The organism is Pseudomonas sp. BP8 (assembly GCF_017875955.1).
Lineage (GTDB): Bacteria > Pseudomonadota > Gammaproteobacteria > Pseudomonadales > Pseudomonadaceae > Aquipseudomonas.
Window position 1 is genome coordinate 1,585,701 of the sequence record NZ_JAGINK010000001.1, and the last position, 17,002, is coordinate 1,602,702.

19 protein-coding genes and 1 tRNA gene are annotated in these 17,002 nt (G+C 62.0%); 14 read left to right on the forward strand and 6 right to left on the reverse strand.

Annotated features, from left to right (window positions below):
• The first annotated feature begins 23 nt into the window (after nucleotides 1-23).
• Both J3B00_RS06810 and J3B00_RS06815 read left to right on the forward strand, forming a co-directional pair.
• Nucleotides 24-929 (forward strand): LysR family transcriptional regulator, encoded by a 906-nt coding sequence (locus tag J3B00_RS06810; protein WP_209865891.1) that lies wholly within the window; start codon nucleotides 24-26, stop codon nucleotides 927-929.
• Between the two features lie 46 nt (nucleotides 930-975).
• Nucleotides 976-1,368 (forward strand): lysozyme inhibitor LprI family protein, encoded by a 393-nt coding sequence (locus J3B00_RS06815; RefSeq protein ID WP_209865894.1) that lies wholly within the window; start codon nucleotides 976-978, stop codon nucleotides 1,366-1,368.
• 2 nt (nucleotides 1,369-1,370) lie between these two features.
• On the opposite strand, the gene mnmH is transcribed toward J3B00_RS06815, so the two are convergent.
• Together mnmH and selD are read right to left on the reverse strand one after the other, a co-directional pair.
• Nucleotides 1,371-2,492, reverse strand: a complete 1,122-nt coding sequence (gene mnmH / locus J3B00_RS06820) for a tRNA 2-selenouridine(34) synthase MnmH (protein ID WP_209865897.1) — start codon at nucleotides 2,490-2,492, stop codon at nucleotides 1,371-1,373.
• The gene (selD, locus tag J3B00_RS06825) at nucleotides 2,492-3,526 is read right to left on the reverse strand and encodes a selenide, water dikinase SelD (RefSeq protein WP_209865900.1); all 1,035 of its coding nucleotides are present in this window, start codon (nucleotides 3,524-3,526) and stop codon (nucleotides 2,492-2,494) included. The genes mnmH and selD overlap by 1 nt, the downstream gene beginning before the upstream one ends.
• A gap of 123 nt (nucleotides 3,527-3,649) precedes the next feature.
• On the opposite strand from selD, the gene J3B00_RS06830 reads away from it, so the two are divergent.
• The 4 genes from J3B00_RS06830 to phnE are packed head-to-tail and all read left to right on the forward strand — an operon-like array spanning nucleotide 3,650 to nucleotide 6,880.
• Nucleotides 3,650-4,504 carry a putative selenate ABC transporter substrate-binding protein gene (locus J3B00_RS06830; RefSeq protein WP_209865902.1) on the forward strand — a complete coding sequence of 285 codons (855 nt, stop codon included), beginning with the start codon at nucleotides 3,650-3,652 and terminating at the stop codon, nucleotides 4,502-4,504.
• On the forward strand, nucleotides 4,501-5,295 hold the full coding sequence (locus tag J3B00_RS06835; RefSeq protein WP_209865905.1) for an ATP-binding cassette domain-containing protein: 795 nt from the start codon (nucleotides 4,501-4,503) through the stop codon (nucleotides 5,293-5,295). The genes J3B00_RS06830 and J3B00_RS06835 overlap by 4 nt, the downstream gene beginning before the upstream one ends.
• On the forward strand, nucleotides 5,289-6,116 hold the full coding sequence (locus J3B00_RS06840) for an ABC transporter permease subunit (RefSeq protein WP_209865908.1): 828 nt from the start codon (nucleotides 5,289-5,291) through the stop codon (nucleotides 6,114-6,116). Before J3B00_RS06835 ends, J3B00_RS06840 begins: the two co-directional genes overlap by 7 nt.
• Nucleotides 6,113-6,880, forward strand: coding sequence for a phosphonate ABC transporter, permease protein PhnE (phnE, locus tag J3B00_RS06845; protein WP_209865912.1), 768 nt, complete (start codon nucleotides 6,113-6,115; stop codon nucleotides 6,878-6,880). The genes J3B00_RS06840 and phnE overlap by 4 nt, the downstream gene beginning before the upstream one ends.
• A 14-nt stretch (nucleotides 6,881-6,894) precedes the next feature.
• Here the strand turns inward: phnE and J3B00_RS06850 are convergent, their stop codons facing one another.
• Nucleotides 6,895-7,785 (reverse strand): bestrophin family ion channel, encoded by an 891-nt coding sequence (locus tag J3B00_RS06850; protein WP_209865915.1) that lies wholly within the window; start codon nucleotides 7,783-7,785, stop codon nucleotides 6,895-6,897.
• Nucleotides 7,786-8,039: 254 nt separating this feature from the next.
• Between J3B00_RS06850 and J3B00_RS06855 the strand changes: the two genes are divergently transcribed.
• Nucleotides 8,040-8,339: a type II toxin-antitoxin system RelE/ParE family toxin gene (locus tag J3B00_RS06855; RefSeq protein WP_209865918.1), complete on the forward strand. Its 300-nt coding sequence runs from the start codon at nucleotides 8,040-8,042 to the stop codon at nucleotides 8,337-8,339.
• Complete coding sequence (locus J3B00_RS06860) at nucleotides 8,336-8,641, forward strand: addiction module antidote protein (RefSeq protein ID WP_209865920.1); 306 nt, start codon at nucleotides 8,336-8,338, stop codon at nucleotides 8,639-8,641. Before J3B00_RS06855 ends, J3B00_RS06860 begins: the two co-directional genes overlap by 4 nt.
• Nucleotides 8,642-8,784: 143 nt before the next feature.
• On the opposite strand, the gene J3B00_RS06865 is transcribed toward J3B00_RS06860, so the two are convergent.
• From J3B00_RS06865 to J3B00_RS06875, 3 genes are all read right to left on the reverse strand, one after another.
• Nucleotides 8,785-9,435, reverse strand: coding sequence for a trypsin-like peptidase domain-containing protein (locus tag J3B00_RS06865; protein WP_209874639.1), 651 nt, complete (start codon nucleotides 9,433-9,435; stop codon nucleotides 8,785-8,787).
• Nucleotides 9,436-9,860: 425 nt separating this feature from the next.
• Complete coding sequence (locus J3B00_RS06870) at nucleotides 9,861-10,079, reverse strand: hypothetical protein (RefSeq protein ID WP_209865922.1); 219 nt, start codon at nucleotides 10,077-10,079, stop codon at nucleotides 9,861-9,863.
• Nucleotides 10,080-10,379: 300 nt separating this feature from the next.
• Nucleotides 10,380-10,464 (reverse strand) — tRNA-Leu (locus tag J3B00_RS06875).
• Nucleotides 10,465-10,571: 107 nt separating this feature from the next.
• Between J3B00_RS06875 and queA the strand changes: the two genes are divergently transcribed.
• The 6 genes from queA (at nucleotide 10,572) to J3B00_RS06905 (ending at nucleotide 16,649) form a co-directional block, all read left to right on the forward strand.
• Nucleotides 10,572-11,621: a tRNA preQ1(34) S-adenosylmethionine ribosyltransferase-isomerase QueA gene (gene queA / locus J3B00_RS06880; RefSeq protein ID WP_209865924.1), complete on the forward strand. Its 1,050-nt coding sequence runs from the start codon at nucleotides 10,572-10,574 to the stop codon at nucleotides 11,619-11,621.
• Between the two features lie 14 nt (nucleotides 11,622-11,635).
• Nucleotides 11,636-12,751, forward strand: a complete 1,116-nt coding sequence (tgt, locus tag J3B00_RS06885) for a tRNA guanosine(34) transglycosylase Tgt (protein WP_209874642.1) — start codon at nucleotides 11,636-11,638, stop codon at nucleotides 12,749-12,751.
• A gap of 56 nt (nucleotides 12,752-12,807) precedes the next feature.
• Complete coding sequence (gene yajC / locus J3B00_RS06890) at nucleotides 12,808-13,143, forward strand: preprotein translocase subunit YajC (protein WP_209865926.1); 336 nt, start codon at nucleotides 12,808-12,810, stop codon at nucleotides 13,141-13,143.
• Nucleotides 13,144-13,206: 63 nt separating this feature from the next.
• Entirely contained in the window at nucleotides 13,207-15,069 is a 1,863-nt protein-coding gene (secD, locus tag J3B00_RS06895) for a protein translocase subunit SecD (RefSeq protein ID WP_209865929.1), read from the forward strand.
• A gap of 10 nt (nucleotides 15,070-15,079) precedes the next feature.
• Nucleotides 15,080-15,988 carry a protein translocase subunit SecF gene (gene secF / locus J3B00_RS06900; protein WP_209865932.1) on the forward strand — a complete coding sequence of 303 codons (909 nt, stop codon included), beginning with the start codon at nucleotides 15,080-15,082 and terminating at the stop codon, nucleotides 15,986-15,988.
• A 121-nt stretch (nucleotides 15,989-16,109) separates the two neighbouring features.
• Complete coding sequence (locus tag J3B00_RS06905; protein ID WP_209865935.1) at nucleotides 16,110-16,649, forward strand: glycine zipper 2TM domain-containing protein; 540 nt, start codon at nucleotides 16,110-16,112, stop codon at nucleotides 16,647-16,649.
• Nucleotides 16,650-17,002 lie beyond the last annotated feature (353 nt).

Below are 17,002 nucleotides of genomic sequence, written 5' to 3' on the forward strand. Positions count from 1 at the left end.
TCTGCACAGGCTGTATTCGCCCGATGGATGATTTGCGCCGCATCGACCTCAACCTGCTGTTGACCCTCAACGCCCTGCTCAGCGAACAGCATGTCTCGCGCGCGGCGGTACGCCTGCACCGCAGCCAGCCGGCGGTAAGCCATGCGCTGGCTCAGTTGCGCGAAATCTTCGCCGACCCGCTGTTGGTCCGCCGCGCCGGTCGGCTGCATTTGAGCGCCCGCGCCCAGGCCTTGCGCGAGCCACTGCAGCAGGCCCTGCAGCAACTCGATGGCCTGCTCGGTAGCCCTGGCTTCGAGCCGGGCAGGGCGCGGCGCACGTTTCGCCTGGCCATGTCGGACTACGGCGCGCGGGTGGTCCTGCCAGCGCTGATGCGTCACTTGCGCGAAGAGGCGCCAGGTGTCGATCTGGTGGTGTCGCAAGGCAGCCGCGAAGCGATGCAAGGGCAGTTGATTGATGGCGAAGTGGACCTCGCCCTTGGAGTCTTTCCCGAATTGCCCGCGGAGGTGCAGCATCAGGTGCTGTTCGAGGAGTCGTTCATCTGCCTGGCCGATCGGCGCAGCCTGCCTGCACGTGGCGGTTTGGCGTTGGCGCAGTGGTTGGCGCGGGCGCATGTGCTGGTGGCGGTGCGGCCAGGGATCGACAATGAAATCGACCTCGCCCTCGAGGCGCTTGGCGAGCACCGGCGCATCGCCTTGACGCTGCCGCACTGGGGCGTGGCGCAGACGCTGATCGCCGGCACCGACCTGATCCTCACGGTGGCCCGCCGCAGCCTTGTCGGTGCGCGCCTGGACCCTGCCTTGCGCAGCTTCGCCCCGCCATTGCCGATTGCCCCCTTCGCCTTCGCCCAAGCCTGGCATTCGCGCCGTGAAGGCGACGCCGGGCATGCCTGGTTGCGGGAGCGGCTGCGGATTATTTGCCAGGCGGGTTGAGCGACGGTGCTAGGCTGGGCAACTGATACTTACGCAAGGAGTCGTCATGTTTCGCTGCCACATGATTGCCAGTGCCGCCGCGCTGGCCTGCTTCGCCGGCTTGGCCCAGGCCGAGGACTATTCATCGCGCTACAGCCAGTGCATGGACACCGCCGCCAGTACCGCGGCGATGACTGGCTGCATCCAGGCGGAGACTGCCTTGCAGGACCAGCGCTTGAACCGCGTGTACAAGCAACTGATGGCCAAGCTCGATGCCGAGCCGAAGAAAAGCCTGCGTGATGTGCAGCGCAAGTGGATCGCCTACCGTGATGGCAACGGTGCGTTTCAGGCGCAGGCCAGCGGCGGCACCCTGCGTCAGATCGAAGGCGGCATGTGCGTGATGGGCATGACCCGCGACCGCGCGGCGGAGTTGGAGCGGGTGCTCAGTCCGGGGCAGTGAGGTCACCGGGCCTGTTTCGATCGACCGTGCAGGCTCCGCGCCTTGAGGTACTCGCGCACCTCCCGCGCATCTCCGGCAAACTCGATGCGCTCGGCCTTGGCGTCGCGCTGATAGGCATACATCGGGTCGTAGTACTCCTTGAGCAAACCTTCGATCCAGCCCCGGTGCAGGTCCACCGCACCACTGCGCAGTTGCTCCTGCAGTGCCTGCTGCAACAACTCGGACAAGCGCTGGAAACGTTCCCCACCCAGGCGCTTGCGGATATTGGCCAGGCTCGTACGCATGCGCTCTGCATACAACACGCGCCCCTGTTCCTCGCCATGCAGATCGACGAACTCGGCACACAGGTTGACCACGTAGTCGCGCAGGATGCGCTCGACGCGGTTGGCACAACTGTCTTCCAGCCACACCATCGGATACTGCTGCATGCCCTGGTACAGCTCCAGCGGCAGGGTGCAGCTGCCGACGATCCGACCTTCATCTTCGAGCACGAACTGCTCGATACCGCGATCACGCTTTTTCAGGACATCAATGGCCAAGCGGTTCTCGAAGTCGATCTGCGCCGGCTGGCCACTCGCGCGTTTGCCGAAGCTCGAGCCGCGATGATTGGCGTGCCCTTCGAGGTCCAGCACGTTGCTCAGTTGATGCAGCACATCGGTCTTGCCGGTGCCGGTCAGGCCGCCCAGCAGGACGAAGTCGCACTCGGCCACGGCGTGCTGGGTCGTCTCGAGCAAAAAGGTGCGCATGGCCTTGTAGCCACCCTTGATCCGCGGGTAGGCAATGCCGGCTTCATCGCGCAGCCACTGCTGGACGATCAGCGAGCGCAAGCCGCCCCTGAAGCAATACAGATAACCGTCGGGGTGGGTCTTGGCGAAGGTTGCCCAGGCATGCAGGCGCTCACGTTTCACGGCGCCGCTGACCAACTGATGGCCGAGGGTGATCGCTGCGGCCTGGCCGTGCTGCTTGTAGCAAGTACCGACCTTCTGCCGCTCCTGGTCAGTCATCAGCGGCAGGTTGACCGTATGCGGGAACGCGCCCTTGGCGAATTCGACCGGCGCGCGCATGTCCATCAGCGGCGTGTCGCTGAGAAACAACTGATGAAAATCGGTGCAGTCGTGGCGCATCAGTGCACCTCGACCGCGTAGCCCTGTCGTTCGACCAGCACACCGATGGGCGCCAGATTCAGGCCAAGCTCGGCGGCAACCGCGAGAAACTCGCCTTCGCCCTCCGGTGCGACCGCCACCAGCAGGCCGCCACTGGTCTGCGGGTCGCACAGCAGGTGCTTCTGTTCGTCGTTGAGCGCGCCGATCTTGTGCCCGTAGCTGTCGTAATTGCGCAAGGTGCCGCCTGGCACGCAGCCTTCAGCCAGATAGTAGTCAACGCCTGGCAGGCGCGGCACGGCGGCGTAGTCCAATTGCGCAGTCAGGCCGCTGCCCTCGGCCAGCTCCACCAGATGGCCGAGCAGGCCAAAGCCGGTGACGTCGGTCATGGCCATTACCCCAGCAAGCTTGCCGAAGCGGCTGCCGGGGGTATTGAGGGTGCACATCCAGTCGCGGGCGAGGCCCTTGTCCTGCTCGCGCAGCTTGGCTTTTTTCTCGGCCGTGGTGAGGATGCCGATGCCCAGCGGTTTGCTCAGGTACAGGCGGCAGCCGACGGTGGCGGTGTCGTTGCGCTTGAGGTGACGCTTGTTGACCACGCCGGTAACGGCCAGGCCGAAGATTGGCTCGGGGGCGTCGATGGAATGCCCGCCTGCCAACGGAATACCGGCCTCGGCGCACACCGCGCGACCGCCGCGGATCACTTCACGGGCAACCTCGGGAGGCAGCACGTTGACTGGCCAGCCGAGAATGGCGATGGCCATCAATGGGTCGCCGCCCATGGCGTAGATGTCGCTGATGGCATTGGTGGCGGCGATGCGGCCGAAATCGTAGGGGTCGTCGACGATGGGCATGAAGAAGTCGGTGGTCGACACTACCCCGCGTTCGTCATCCAGGGCATACACGGCGGCGTCGTCGCGCGAGGCGTTGCCGACCCACAGCTTGGGGTCGAGGACCTGCGTGCCGCTCTCGGCGAGGATCACGTCCAGCACCTTCGGCGAGATCTTGCAGCCACAGCCGGCGCCGTGGCTGTATTGGGTCAGACGGATCGGTTCGCTCATACGTACCTCAGATATTCGTGATGGGCGATTGTAGCAAAGCTGGCCTTTGCGCTCGGTGCTCTTATAATTCCCACGGTCGGCGCATTCGCCGGCAATTTCCCCGCTATTGAACCGGAGAATCCCATGCTCAAACGTCCTCTGGCGCTCGCTGCCGGACTGGTACTTTCCTGCTCCGCGGTCATCGCTCAGGCTGCTGAAATCCTGCGTGTCAGCGCCATTCCCGATGAAGCGCCCACTGAACTGCTGCGCAAGTTCAAGCCGCTGGGTGAATACCTGGAAGGCAAGCTGGGCATGAAGGTGCAGTTCGTGCCAGTGGCGGATTATCCGGCCGTGGTCGAGGCGCTGGCGAGCGATCGCCTGGACATGGCCTGGCTGGGCGGCTTCACGTTCGTTCAGGTGCACCTCAAGGACCCAACCGCCACGCCGTTGGTACAGCGCGAGCAGGATGCCCAGTTCACCAGTACGTTCATCACTGCCGACCCGGCGGTAAAGAGCCTCTCTGACCTCAAGGGCAAGACCTTTGCCTTCGGTTCGATCTCATCCACTTCCGGCAGCCTGATGCCGCGTTACTTCATGCTCAAGAATGACCAGATCAAGCCTGAGGCGTACTTCAGCCGGGTGGCCTACTCCGGAGCCCATGATGCCACCGCAGCGTGGGTCCAGGCCGGCAAGGCAGATGCCGGGGTGCTCAACAGCAGCGTCTGGGACAAACTGGTCAAGGCCGGCAAGGTCGACACCCGCAAGGTCCGGGTGTTCGCCACCACGCCAACCTACTACGACTACAACTGGACCGTGCGCGGTAGCCTTGATCCGGCCTTGAAAACCAAGATCAAGCAAGCCTTCCTCGACCTCGATCCGGCCAAGCCTGAGGACAAGGCGATTCTTGACCTGCAGGCGGCCAGCCGCTTCATCGAGACCAGCCCGGAAAACTACCAGGGTACCGAGCAAGCTGCGCGCGAGGCCGGGTTGCTCAAGTGAGTATCTGCCTGCAAGGGGCCGGTCTGCGTCACGGCCTGGTCCGTGCCCTGGAGGCAGTGGAGTTGCGCATCGAGGCCGGTGAACGGGTGGCGATCATCGGCCCGTCGGGCGCGGGTAAGTCCAGCTTGCTCAATCTGATTGCAACTGCCGTGCAGCCGAGCAGCGGTCGCCTGGAGGTGCTCGGCGAGCAGCCCTGGGCGCTGTCGGCGCGGGCTCGCCAGCGATTGCGTGCGCGCATCGGCCTGATCCACCAGGCTCCGCCCCTGCCGCCACGCCAGCGGGTGATCACGGCGGTGCTGGCCGGCCGGCTCGGGCGCTGGGGGATGGCCAGGGGCTTGCTCAACCTGGTCTACCCCACCGATGTGCCGGGCGCGCGCCAGGCGTTGGCCGAGCTGGGCATGGCCGACAAACTGTTCGTCCAGTGCGGCCAGCTGTCGGGCGGCCAGTTGCAGCGGGTAGGCATCGCCCGGGTGCTCTATCAGCAGCCTGAAGTACTGCTGGCCGATGAGCCGGTGTCGGCGATGGACCCGGTGCTGGCCGAGCACAGCCTGGGGTTGCTCAATCGGCATGCTCAGCAGCACCGGGTCACCCTGGTCGCTAGCCTGCACGCGGTGGAGCTGGCGCTGGCGCACTTCCCGCGGGTGGTGGGTATCCGTGACGGCCAAGTGGTGTTCGACTGCGCCGCCGGGCAGGTGAGTACGGCCATGCTGGATGCGCTGTATGCCAATGAACACCTGGTTGCGCCGCTCACGCCCATTGTTAGCCCGACGGTACAGATCCCCCGATGCTGAGTGCTGATCGGCGCGATCCTGCTGCGCTGCCCCGGCTGCTGATCACGCTATTGTGCCTGGCGCTGCTCTGGCCGGGCCTCGGCTTGAGTGAGCTTGATCCTTCAGTGTTGCTGCAGGCGGACAATCGTCAGCAGATGGCCAACTTTGTCAGTGCCTTCTGGCCGCCTGCGCACGACCGAGATTTTCTCGCCCTGCTGTTCGAAGCCACCGTGCAGACCTTGGCCGTGGCCACTGCCGGCATGGCCCTGGCGCTGCTGCTGGCGATTCCGGCGAGCCTGGCGGCGAGCAGGGCGCTGTCATTGCGTGCCGCGTCCAGAGCTGGCCGGGCCGGTGTGGTGTCACGCCTGTTGCGACTGCCGGTGCGCGCTGTGCTGATTTTCCTGCGCAGCGTGCCTGAGATCGTCTGGGCGTTGTTGTTCGTGCGGGCAGTGGGCCTGGGGCCCACTGCCGGGGTGTTGGCCATCGCCATTACCTACAGCGGCATGCTCGGCAAGGTCTATGCGGAGGTCTACGAATCGGTCGACCAACGCCCTGCTCATGCGCTGTTGCAAGCGGGTAGCGGGCGGCTGATGGCGTTCTTCTACGGCATCCTGCCGACGGCGGCGAGCGAGTTGCTGTCTTATACCGTCTACCGCTGGGAGTGCGCGATACGCGCCTCGGTGGTGATGGGGTTTGTCGGCGCCGGTGGCCTCGGGCAGCAGATCGACCTGTCGATGCGCATGTTCGCCGGCGCTGAGGTGGCGAGCATGCTGCTGACTTTCCTGTTGCTGGTGATGCTTGCCGATGGGCTGAGCCGGGTGCTGCGTGGGAGGTTGACGTGAGCCGGGCGATCAACCTGCTGTTGATTGTCGCCATCCTGGCGGCGGTGCTGGCGTCATTCAGCTACCTGGAGCTGGACCTGGCCGCCGTGGTCGGTAATGGCGGGCTGGCGCAGATGGGTGAGTACGCACTGCGCTTCATGAGCCCCGATCTGTCTGCCGAGCATCTGCGCGCAGTGTTGCAGGGGGCGTTGGAAACGCTGGCCATGTCCGGGCTTGGCACGTTGCTGGCGATGGTTCTTGGCCTGCTCTTGGCGCTGCCCGCCGCCGGGCGCTTCGGCTGGCCGCTGCAGGTGGCGGCGCGATTGCTTCTGAATGCCTTGCGGGCGATTCCCGAACTGGTCTGGGCGGCATTGACTGTGTTGGCGGCGGGGCTTGGGCCGAACGCGGGCACCTTGGCCCTGGCGTTGCACACCACTGGCGTGCTCGGCCGCTTGTTCGCTGAAGCGCTGGAAAACGCCCCAACCGAGCCAGCGGCAGCCATTCGCTTGCAGGGGGGTAGCCAAGTGGCGGCGTTCTGCTTCGGGACCTTGCCCAATCTCTGGCCGCAACTGTTGGCCTACGGCCTGTATCGCTGGGAAAACAACATCCGCATGGCCAGCGTGCTGGGCTTCGTCGGCGCCGGTGGGCTGGGACAGATGCTCTACACCACCCTGAGCCTGTTCCAGGAGGCTCAAGCCAGCACAGTGATCATCGGCATGCTGATACTGGTGTTGCTGGTGGACCTGTTGAGTGATGTGCTGCGCCAGCGCTTTGTACGGGCCTGAGCGGGCATTGCTTCTCAGCGCACCAGCTCGCCACACTGCGCCTCTCGCTGCATCGACTCGAGGTTGCGCTCGATGGTCTCGCAGATGGTGTCCATCTGGATCTGGTGCTCGCTGAAGCGAAACGGGCTCTGCAGGTCTGTGCCAATCCGTTCTATCGCCAGCAGCATGAAACCGACCACCGTCGACGCCAGCGGCGTGAACCAGCCCAGCGACTCGACCAGGCCGATCGGCACGATCAGGCAGAACAGCGAAATGAACAGCCGCGGGAAATACACATAAGGGTAGGGCAGCGGGGTGTTGGCGATTCGCTCCATGCCACCCTGGGCATTGGACAGGTCTACCAGCGTCGACTCCAGCCGGGCCAAACGAATACTGTCTAGCCGACCAGCCTTGTACTCGCGGGACAGCAGTGCCGCCGAGCCACTGAGGATGTCGTTGGCGAAGTTGTTGGAGCGATTGCGCCGCTCGAACTCCTGGGGCGGGATGAACGCCATCAGTTCGTCCGGGCACTTGTCGCCCTTCAGGTGCGCCGCCAGGCAGTTCACATACGCCACATGCCGGCGCAGCAAGGTTGCCTTGACCGGGTTCAGGCCCTCGTCGCCATCATCGATCAGGGTCAGTACCTGGCGAGCATAACTGCGCGAACTGTTGACCAGCGCCCCCCACAGCGTGCGCGCCTCCCACCAGCGGTTGTAGGCACTGCTGTTGCGAAAGCTCACCAGCACCACCAGTGCCGAACCGAGCAGGGTCAGTGGCATCAAGGGCAAGGTGAACTTGCTGTTGAAGAACAGCATGAAGTCGATGGTGACCAACACATCCCAGATCAGCAGCCAGAACAGCGACCAGCCGATATAGCCGAAGGTCTTCACCACCAGGCGCAGCTTGCGCGCGATGATTTCTTTCACAGGGTGAACCTCGAAACGAAGCGGATGCAGCTTCCGACGCCTGGCTGCAGGTAAGGTTCGGTGCTGTTCGTCGAGGGAGTGTGTCCAGACGTTTTTGACTACTGCCTGCCGGGACAAGACTGACCCCGACGTGGGAATCCTTCCAATACCCCTCAACGCCTCGACCTTGCATCGTACTGGCTGATGTCGGTCAGCCTTCACTACGACCGATCAAGGATTGATTTCTGTATCCATAAGGATACGATGGGGTGTGAGTGAATTATGACGTTTTACAGTCAGCTGAATTCAGACGCTGGCACCAAAGCTTGAGCGACCTACCCGCCAAATTGGCGATTGGTCGTCGAATCGAAAGAGTTTCTCTGGGGAACCTTGGAGATTTTAAATCGATTGGTGGCGGTCTGAGTGAGTTGCGCATTGATGTCTCAAGCGGATACCGGGTGTATTTCATCAAGAGACACTTGAGAGTGATCATTCTTCTGGCGGGTGGAGATAAGTCCTCCCAGTCCAGTGATATTCAAAGGGCGAGGCTTCTCGCGAAGGAGGTTGCCAAATGAACCACGAATTGATTCCGTTTGACATGTCAGACCTCCTGGATAGTGATGAGGCTATCAGCGAGTACCTGACTCAAGTGTTCGCCGATGGCGACTCGGATGAGATTTTGCGAGCCATTGGTCATATTGCGAGGGCTCGTGGAATGGCAAACATTGCCCAGGAAACTGGTTTGGGCCGGGAAAGTCTTTACAAGACATTTGGCCCAGGCGCCAAGCCTCGATTCGAGACGGTCATCAAGGTCATTCGCGCGCTGGGAATTGATCTACTTGCCCAGCCCCACGCGACCCCTTCTCGCTCAAATTAATCTGCGACCTGTGCACAAAGCAGCATCACATCTCTGATGTGGGAGAGGTCTTGCCGGTGCGCCGGACTGGTCGGAAGGGGCTGCAAAGCAGCCCCGGCTTACTCAAGCCAGACTGAGTCTCCGAGACCTTGAAAGGCCTCGCCTTAATGCCCCGCAGCAACCACCACCACTTTTGGTGCCGACCCGGCAGGCGTCTGAGGTTTTGATTTTTGCGCGGTCAGGTACTGAAAGCGCCGCCATTCCTTGTCGATTTCATTGAACGACATGAACACGCTGATGCGCTTGCTGTTGACCAGGTCCATGCGGTTGCGCGCCTGGAGCTCGTCCTTGGAGACGAACGCGATGTTTATCCCCAGCACCTTGCCGTCTTCGGCAAACACCGGGCCGCCGGACATGCCTTTGACAATCGGGCCGTCATGCACCGAGTAGAACACGCTGCCCTTGGTGCCCTCCAGGCGAACCAGGGGCGCGAGGGCGTGGCCTTTGCCTTGTACCGGTAGCATCAGGCTGTTGAAGCCGACCGCAGTCACGGCTTCGCCCGGCACGTAATCGCGCCATAGCGGCACCTGCGCCGCCTTGTGCTTGAAGAACACCACGTCACCCAAGCCCTCATGGACCACATCGGGCAGGAACGGGGTGTGTTTTGCGGTCACTGCATACTCCTCGTTCCACTGGATGGCCGAGGCCATCAGCAGCAGCGGCAGCGGGCCGCGCGAGGTGACTACGAAGGCCTGGTCATAGACCGGGTCCAAGACGTAAGTAGTTGGCACTCCATTGCACCCACTCAGCAGCATCATTGCTGCCAGACAGGGCACGGTTTTGATCATGGTTCGGTAGATGCGCGTCAATTAAAGGGCGCCAGAATGGCTACTGGCCATCATCGGAGCAATACTTTTGTTATATATCCGACGAATGACAGAGTAGGTCTTGCCTGGGGCCTTTCCCAATTGATTTGCAGTATCTCTGCTGGGGTATTCGCCGAACTTCAGGCGTCAGGGTTCTGCTGATCCAGATGTGGCACAACACGGTGGCTGGCAAGGCAGCCTGTACATAAGAATGATTCTGGAAGTGTCGGCGGAATTGGGGCAGGGGCGAGTGTGGGCGCAGTTCATTGCAGGCCCCTGCCAGCTGAGCCCCCCATACCTGACCGTCCTCGAGGTGCCGGAACGGTTAGCCTGCGTAGGCAAGCACCTCATGAACAGAGCGTGCGTCTGGCCACTCAGCTTTTGTCTGCGTTGAGCTTGCGCAGTTCTTCGTAGGTGGCTGAATGGACGAACCAGAAGCCGGAAACGATGCACCACATGAGGCTACCGCCCACGAGAATACCCAGCCCTGGCAACAAGCCACTGATAAACATGACGACAAGTGCAGCCAGCCAGATCATTGCGAGGGATAAGTAGAGAACGATGTTGTTGACGCTGATGACGAAATCTTTCACGGGCGTACTCCCTGCTGAAGGGTAATTAGCGATGCCCCTCAGGGCTCGCAGGTCACGTTGCAGCGACCGGGCGAGACTAGAGTGCGATTTGGACCGCCGCAATGGCTTGAAGGGGGGTAGAAGGCAGTTTGGGAAATGGACTACAGGGAAGGGGGAGATCTTAAAGTCGGCCGCTAAGTGAGCGACTGCACGCAGCCTCTAGCAGGCAGAGATGGGGGCGATCCGTAGAAACTAAAAAGCCCGCTTTAGCGGGCTTTAGGGGGTTGCTGTAGACGCTGGTAGTCGTCTATGTGCTGCAAATGGTGCCCCGAGGGAGACTCGAACTCCCACTCCTTTCGAAAACGGATTTTGAATCCGCCGCGTCTACCAATTCCGCCATCAGGGCTTGTGGCGCGCAGTATAGAGAGGCTCCCGCACTCGGTCAATCGGCTTTCATGGAGAATTTTCACGCGTTGGGCTAAACTTTGCGGCCCTGTCGAACCGAACACAATCATGCGCGTCGCCGATTTTTCCTTCGAACTCCCCGATTCCCTGATCGCTCGCCACCCGCTGGCCGAGCGCCATGGCAGCCGACTGCTGGTTCTAGACGGACCGAGCGGCGCGCTGGCACATCAACAATTCACCGATCTGCTCGAGTACCTGCGCCCCGGCGACCTGATGGTGTTCAACAACACCCGGGTGATTCCGGCGCGGTTGTTTGGCCAGAAGGCTTCGGGCGGCAAGCTCGAGGTGCTGGTCGAGCGCGTGCTCGACAGCCATCGGGTGCTGGCCCATGTGCGCGCCAGCAAGGCGCCCAAGGTCGGTGCGCAGATCCTGATCGATGGCGGTGGCGAGGCCGAGATGGTCGCGCGCCACGACACGCTGTTCGAGCTGCGCTTCACCGAAGAGGTGCTGCCGCTGCTCGACCGGGTCGGCCATATGCCGCTGCCGCCTTATATAGACCGTCCGGACGAGGGCGCCGACCGCGAGCGCTATCAGACGGTCTATGCCGAGCGCGCCGGTGCGGTCGCAGCGCCCACCGCCGGACTGCACTTTGACCAGGCACTGCTCGAGCAGATCGCCGCCAAGGGCGTCGAACGCGCCTTCGTCACCTTGCATGTCGGCGCGGGTACTTTCCAGCCGGTACGGGTCGACAAGATCGAAGACCATCACATGCACAAGGAATGGCTCGAAGTCAGCCAGGACGTGGTCGACGCCGTCGAGGCGTGCCGTGCGCGGGGTGGTCGTGTGGTCGCGGTAGGCACCACCAGCGTGCGCTCGCTGGAAAGCGCGGCGCGTGATGGCCAGCTCAAGGCCTTCAGTGGCGATACCGACATCTTTATCTTCCCGGGCCGGCCGTTCCATGTGGTCGACGCCCTGGTGACCAATTTCCACCTGCCGGAGTCCACGCTGCTGATGCTGGTCTCGGCCTTCGCTGGTTATCCCGAGACCATGGCCGCCTATGCGGCGGCGGTCGAGCAGGGGTACCGCTTCTTCAGTTACGGTGATGCCATGTTCATCACCCGCAATCCGGCGCCACGCGGCCCCGAGGATCAAGCATGAGTCGCACCTGTCGAATGTCCTTCGAACTGCTGGCCACCGACGGCAAGGCCCGTCGCGGCCGCCTGACCTTCCCCCGGGGCACGGTCGAGACCCCGGCGTTCATGCCGGTCGGTACCTATGGCACGGTCAAGGGCATGCTCCCGCGTGACATCGAGGCCACCGGTGCCGAGATCATTCTCGGCAACACCTTCCACCTGTGGCTGCGCCCAGGCACCGAAGTGATCAAGAAGCACAACGGCCTGCATGACTTCATGCAGTGGAAAGGCCCGATCCTCACCGACTCCGGTGGTTTCCAGGTGTTCAGCCTGGGCGCCATGCGCAAGATCAAGGAGGAGGGCGTGACCTTCGCCTCGCCAGTCGACGGCTCGAAGGTGTTCATGGGCCCGGAAGAGTCGATGCAGGTCCAGCGTGACCTGGGCTCGGACATCGTGATGATCTTCGACGAGTGCACGCCGTATCCGGCCGAGCATGACGTCGCGCGCACCTCGATGGAGCTGTCGCTGCGCTGGGCCCAGCGCTCGAAGAACGCCCACGGCGACAACACCGCCGCGCTGTTCGGCATCGTTCAGGGGGGCATGTACCAGGACCTGCGCATGCGCTCGCTGGAAGCCCTGGTCAACATCGACTTCGATGGCCTGGCCATCGGTGGCCTGTCGGTCGGCGAGCCCAAGCACGAGATGATCAAGGTGCTCGACTACCTGCCGGAGCAGATGCCGGCTGACAAACCTCGTTACCTTATGGGGGTAGGCAAACCCGAGGATCTTGTGGAGGGTGTGCGCCGCGGCGTCGACATGTTCGACTGCGTGATGCCGACGCGCAATGCGCGCAATGGGCATCTGTTCATCGATACCGGGGTGATCAAGATCCGCAATGCGTTCCATCGCCACGATGATTCGCCGCTGGATCCGACCTGCGATTGCTATACCTGCAGCAACTTCTCCCGCGCCTATCTGCATCACCTGGACAAGTGCGGCGAAATGTTGAGCAGCATGTTGAATACGATCCACAACTTGCGTCATTACCAGCGCCTGATGGCCGGTTTACGCGAGGCTATTCAACAAGGTAAATTGGCCGCCTTTGTCGACGCCTTCTATGCCAAGCGCGGGCTTCCTGTGCCGCCTTTGGACTGACTGTCTATTACCGTTTGCCAACCCAACACGTTGCAACATAACAACTGGAGTGTCACATGAGCTTTCTGATCCCCGCCGCCTACGCGGATGCTGCAGCCCCCGCCGCTGCTCCTATGGGTGGTGGTTTCGAGTGGATTTTCCTGGTCGGCTTCCTGGTCATCTTCTACCTGATGATCTGGCGTCCACAGGCCAAGCGCGCCAAAGAGCAGAAGAACCTGCTGGGCAACTTGCAGAAAGGTGACGAAGTTGTCACCAACGGCGGTATCGCTGGCAAAATCGTCAAGGTTTCCGATGATTTCGTAGTACTCGAAGTGTCCGACACCGTCGAGCTGAAGTTCCAGAAGGGCGCCATTGCCGCGACCCTGCCAAAAGGTACGCTCAAGGCTATCTGAGTTACCGGTTTTCTTTTCCAGTCGGGGCGCGCAACGCGCCCCGCGTCTTGAACGGGCGGCGTGATGCTGAACAAATACCCTCTGTGGAAATACGCACTGATCGTGCTGGTACTGGCGATCGGTTTCATTTATTCCGCTCCCAACCTCTACCCGGATGATCCGGCGGTACAGATCAGCGGTGCGAGCTCCGCGCTGCAGGTCAACCAGGCCGATCTCGATCGCGTCAGCAAGGCGCTGGCCGAGGCCGGTATCACCGTCAAGGGCGGTAGCCTGGGCGAAAAGGGCAGTGCGCTGATCCGCCTGACCAACCAGGAAGACCAACTGCCAGCCAAGGATGTGGTGCGCAAGGCACTGGGCGATGATTACGTCGTGGCCCTGAACCTGGCCCAGACCACCCCGCAATGGCTGCGCAACCTGGGTGCAAGCCCGATGAAACTGGGTCTCGACCTGTCCGGTGGTGTGCACTTCCTGCTCGAAGTGGACATGGACAAGGCCATGAGCGCCCGGATGAAGGTCTATGAAGGTGAAGTGAAGACCCTGCTGCGCAAAGAGCGCATCCGCTACCGCAGCCTGCCTCAGCAGGACGGCGGCATCATGCTGGGCTTCTCCGACGATGCAACCCGCGACCAGGCACAGAGCCTGATCCGCAAGAATTTCTCCGATTTCGACCTGACCACCACCGAGCGCAACGAGCTCGCCGTGCTGCGTCTGGCGCTGACCCCGGCCAAAGTCGCCGAGATCCGCGAATACTCGATCAAGCAGAACTTGACCACCGTGCGTAACCGGGTCAACGAGCTGGGTGTGGCCGAGCCGCTGGTTCAGCGCCAGGGTGCCAACCGCATCGTGGTCGAGCTGCCAGGCGTACAGGACACTGCCGAAGCCAAGCGTATTCTCGGCAAGACTGCCAACCTTGAGTTCCGCTTCGGTGCCGAGCCGGGTGCCTCGCGCGCGACCACCGAGATCTTCGAGTTCCGTGACGGCGGCCGTTCCGCGCCGGTCGAGCGTGGCCTGATCATCACGGGTGACCAGGTTACCGATGCCCAGGCGAGCTTCGACGAGCATGGCCGTCCGCAGGTGAATATCCGTCTCGATGGTCATGGCGGCGAGTTGATGAGCCGCGCTACCCGCAGCAATGTCGGGCGCAGCATGGCGGTGATCTTCATCGAACAGAAGCCGACCACCCGTTACGTCAAGCAGATGGTCAACGGCGTCGAGAAGGAAGTGGCGGTACAGAGCTTCCAGGAAGAGAAGAAGATCATCAGCCTGGCGACCATCCAGTCGCCGCTGGGCAGCCAGTTCCGCATCACTGGCCTCAATGGCCAGGGCGAGTCGTCCGAGTTGGCCCTGCTGCTGCGTGCTGGTGGCCTGGCTGCACCGATGTACTTTGCTGAAGAACGCACCATTGGTCCAAGCCTGGGTGCCGACAACATCACCAAGGGTGTCGATGCGTCCCTGTGGGGCATGCTGTTTGTCTCGCTGTTCATCATTGCCATCTACCGTGGCTTCGGCGTGATCGCCACGATCGCCCTGACCGGCAACATGATCCTGCTGCTGGCCTTGATGTCGCTGCTCGGCGCCACCCTGACCTTGCCGGGGATCGCCGGTATCGTGCTGACCATGGGTATGGCGGTCGACGCCAACGTGCTGATCTTCTCGCGGATTCGCGAGGAACTGAAAAACGGCATGTCGGTACAGCGCGCCATCCACGAAGGCTTCAGCCGTGCCTACACCGCGATCATCGACGCCAACCTGACCAGCCTGCTGGTCGGCGGTATCCTGTTCGCCATGGGTACCGGCCCGGTCAAGGGCTTCGCGGTTACCATGTCCCTCGGGATTTTCACCTCGATGTTCACCGCCGTCATGGTGACCCGCGCAATGGTCAACCTGACCTGCGGCGGGCGTGACATCAAGAAGCTGTGGGTTTGAGGGAATAACCATGAAAACCATCAACTTCATGGGCGTGCGCAATGTCGCGTTCGCCATCACTGTCCTGCTGACCATCCTGGCGTTGTTCAGCTGGTGGCAGAAGGGCCTGAACTTTGGTCTGGACTTCACCGGTGGTACGCTCATCGAGCTGACCTACGAGCGTCCGGCCGATCTCAAGTCAGTCCGTGCCGAGCTGGCCGACTCCGGCTTCCACGAGGCCATCGTGCAGAGCTTTGGTGCTACCACCGACTTGCTCGTGCGGATGCCGGGTGATGACCCACAACTGGGTTCGAAGGTCGCTGAAGCCTTGCAGAAGGCTGGCGGCGACAACCCGGCAACCCTCAAGCGCGTCGAGTTTGTCGGCCCGCAGGTGGGCGAGGAGCTGCGTGACCAGGGTGGCTTGGGCATGCTGCTGGCGCTGGGCGGCGTGTTGATCTACCTGGCGTTCCGCTTCCAGTGGAAGTTCGCCGTGGGTGCGATCATCTCGCTGATCCACGACGTGGTCGTGACCGTGGGTATCCTGTCGTTCTTCCAGATCACCTTCGACCTGACGGTGCTGGCGGCGGTGCTGGCGATCATCGGTTACTCGCTCAACGACACCATCGTTGTGTTTGACCGGGTGCGGGAAAACTTCCGCGTCATGCGCAAGGCTTCGCTGATCGAGAACATCAACGTCTCGACCACCCAGACGCTGCTGCGGACCATTGCCACGTCGGTATCGACCTTGCTGGCCATTGCCGCGCTGCTGATCTTTGGCGGTGACAACCTGTTCGGCTTCTCCCTGGCGCTGTTCATCGGGGTCATGGCCGGTACCTACTCGTCGATCTACATCGCCAACGTGGTGCTGATCTGGCTGAACCTGAACAGCGAAGACCTGATTCCACCGGTCAAGGCTGAGGGTGTGGACGAGCGTCCGTAAGGACTTGTCCTACGCCGTTTGGCGCAAAGAGAGCCGCGAGTGTTGAACTCGCGGCTTTTTTTTTGCTCCAAGGCTGGGAGAAGCGCGGGCTCTGACCCGCCGGTACGATCAGGAGGTTCACGTGAATAAATCAATGCTGGTGGGTGCGGTGCTGGGCGCTATCGGTGTCACTGCCGGAGGTGCTGTGGCGACCTACAGCTTGGTCAACAAAGGCCCTGATGTCGCTGAAGTGACTGATGTGCAGCCGATCAAGCAGCAGGTGAAGACCCCGCGTGAAGTGTGCAAGGATGTGACCGTGACGCGCCAGGCGCCGGTCAAGGATCAACACCAGATCGCCGGTACCGTTGTCGGTGCCTTGGCGGGTGGTTTGCTGGGTAACCAGGTTGGCGGTGGTACCGGCAAGAAGATCGCTACCGTGGCTGGTGCGGTCGGTGGTGGCTATGCCGGTAACAAGGTGCAGGAGGGCATGCAGGAGCGTGATACCTACACCACCACGCAAACCCGCTGTAATACAGTCCATGACCTCAGCGAGAAGGTTGTGGGCTACAACGTGACCTATTCGATTGGCGACAAGGTCGGCAAGGTGAAGATGGATCACGAGCCGGGCTCGACCATTCCGCTGGATGAGAATGGCAAATTGGTGTTGAGTCGGGCGCAGTAAGGATTTCTTGCGGGTCTTGTTGTGGGCTTATCCATTTGATGTGATGGCTTTTCGGGCCCCTTCCGTCCTTACGGGGGGTCACTTTTTTTCTTGGAAAAGAGTAACCAAAAACCGCCTGCTCCTGCATCCGGCCATCCTTGGCCTCCACCTGCCTGCGCAAGATCTCCACTTGGCCTCCTGAAGTCGCGATGTTACGGGTGGCGTCTGGGCTGGCGTTGTCTTCGATAGTGGCAGGTGTGGTGGATATTCGGGCCTCTTCGCGGGACAAGCCCGCTCCTACAGGGATTACGCAAATTTTGAATTCGGCGTAATCCCTGTAGGAGCGGGCTTGTCCCGCGAAGAGGCCGGTACTG

Excerpts from the sequence above, each read along its gene's own strand:
- queA (WP_209865924.1), top strand. The coding sequence starts at position 10,572 with ATGCGCGTCGCCGATTTTTCCTTCGAACTCCCCGATTCCCTGATCGCT.
- yajC (WP_209865926.1), top strand. The coding sequence starts at position 12,808 with ATGAGCTTTCTGATCCCCGCCGCCTACGCGGATGCTGCAGCCCCCGCC.
- selD (WP_209865900.1), bottom strand. The coding sequence starts at position 3,526 with ATGAGCGAACCGATCCGTCTGACCCAATACAGCCACGGCGCCGGCTGT.
- J3B00_RS06840 (WP_209865908.1), top strand. The coding sequence starts at position 5,289 with ATGCTGAGTGCTGATCGGCGCGATCCTGCTGCGCTGCCCCGGCTGCTG.
- J3B00_RS06810 (WP_209865891.1), top strand. The coding sequence starts at position 24 with ATGGATGATTTGCGCCGCATCGACCTCAACCTGCTGTTGACCCTCAAC.
- tgt (WP_209874642.1), top strand. The coding sequence starts at position 11,636 with ATGTCCTTCGAACTGCTGGCCACCGACGGCAAGGCCCGTCGCGGCCGC.
- J3B00_RS06865 (WP_209874639.1), bottom strand. The coding sequence starts at position 9,435 with ATGCTGCTGAGTGGGTGCAATGGAGTGCCAACTACTTACGTCTTGGAC.
- J3B00_RS06860 (WP_209865920.1), top strand. The coding sequence starts at position 8,336 with ATGAACCACGAATTGATTCCGTTTGACATGTCAGACCTCCTGGATAGT.
- J3B00_RS06830 (WP_209865902.1), top strand. The coding sequence starts at position 3,650 with ATGCTCAAACGTCCTCTGGCGCTCGCTGCCGGACTGGTACTTTCCTGC.
- J3B00_RS06815 (WP_209865894.1), top strand. The coding sequence starts at position 976 with ATGTTTCGCTGCCACATGATTGCCAGTGCCGCCGCGCTGGCCTGCTTC.
- secD (WP_209865929.1), top strand. The coding sequence starts at position 13,207 with ATGCTGAACAAATACCCTCTGTGGAAATACGCACTGATCGTGCTGGTA.
- mnmH (WP_209865897.1), bottom strand. The coding sequence starts at position 2,492 with ATGCGCCACGACTGCACCGATTTTCATCAGTTGTTTCTCAGCGACACG.
- secF (WP_209865932.1), top strand. The coding sequence starts at position 15,080 with ATGAAAACCATCAACTTCATGGGCGTGCGCAATGTCGCGTTCGCCATC.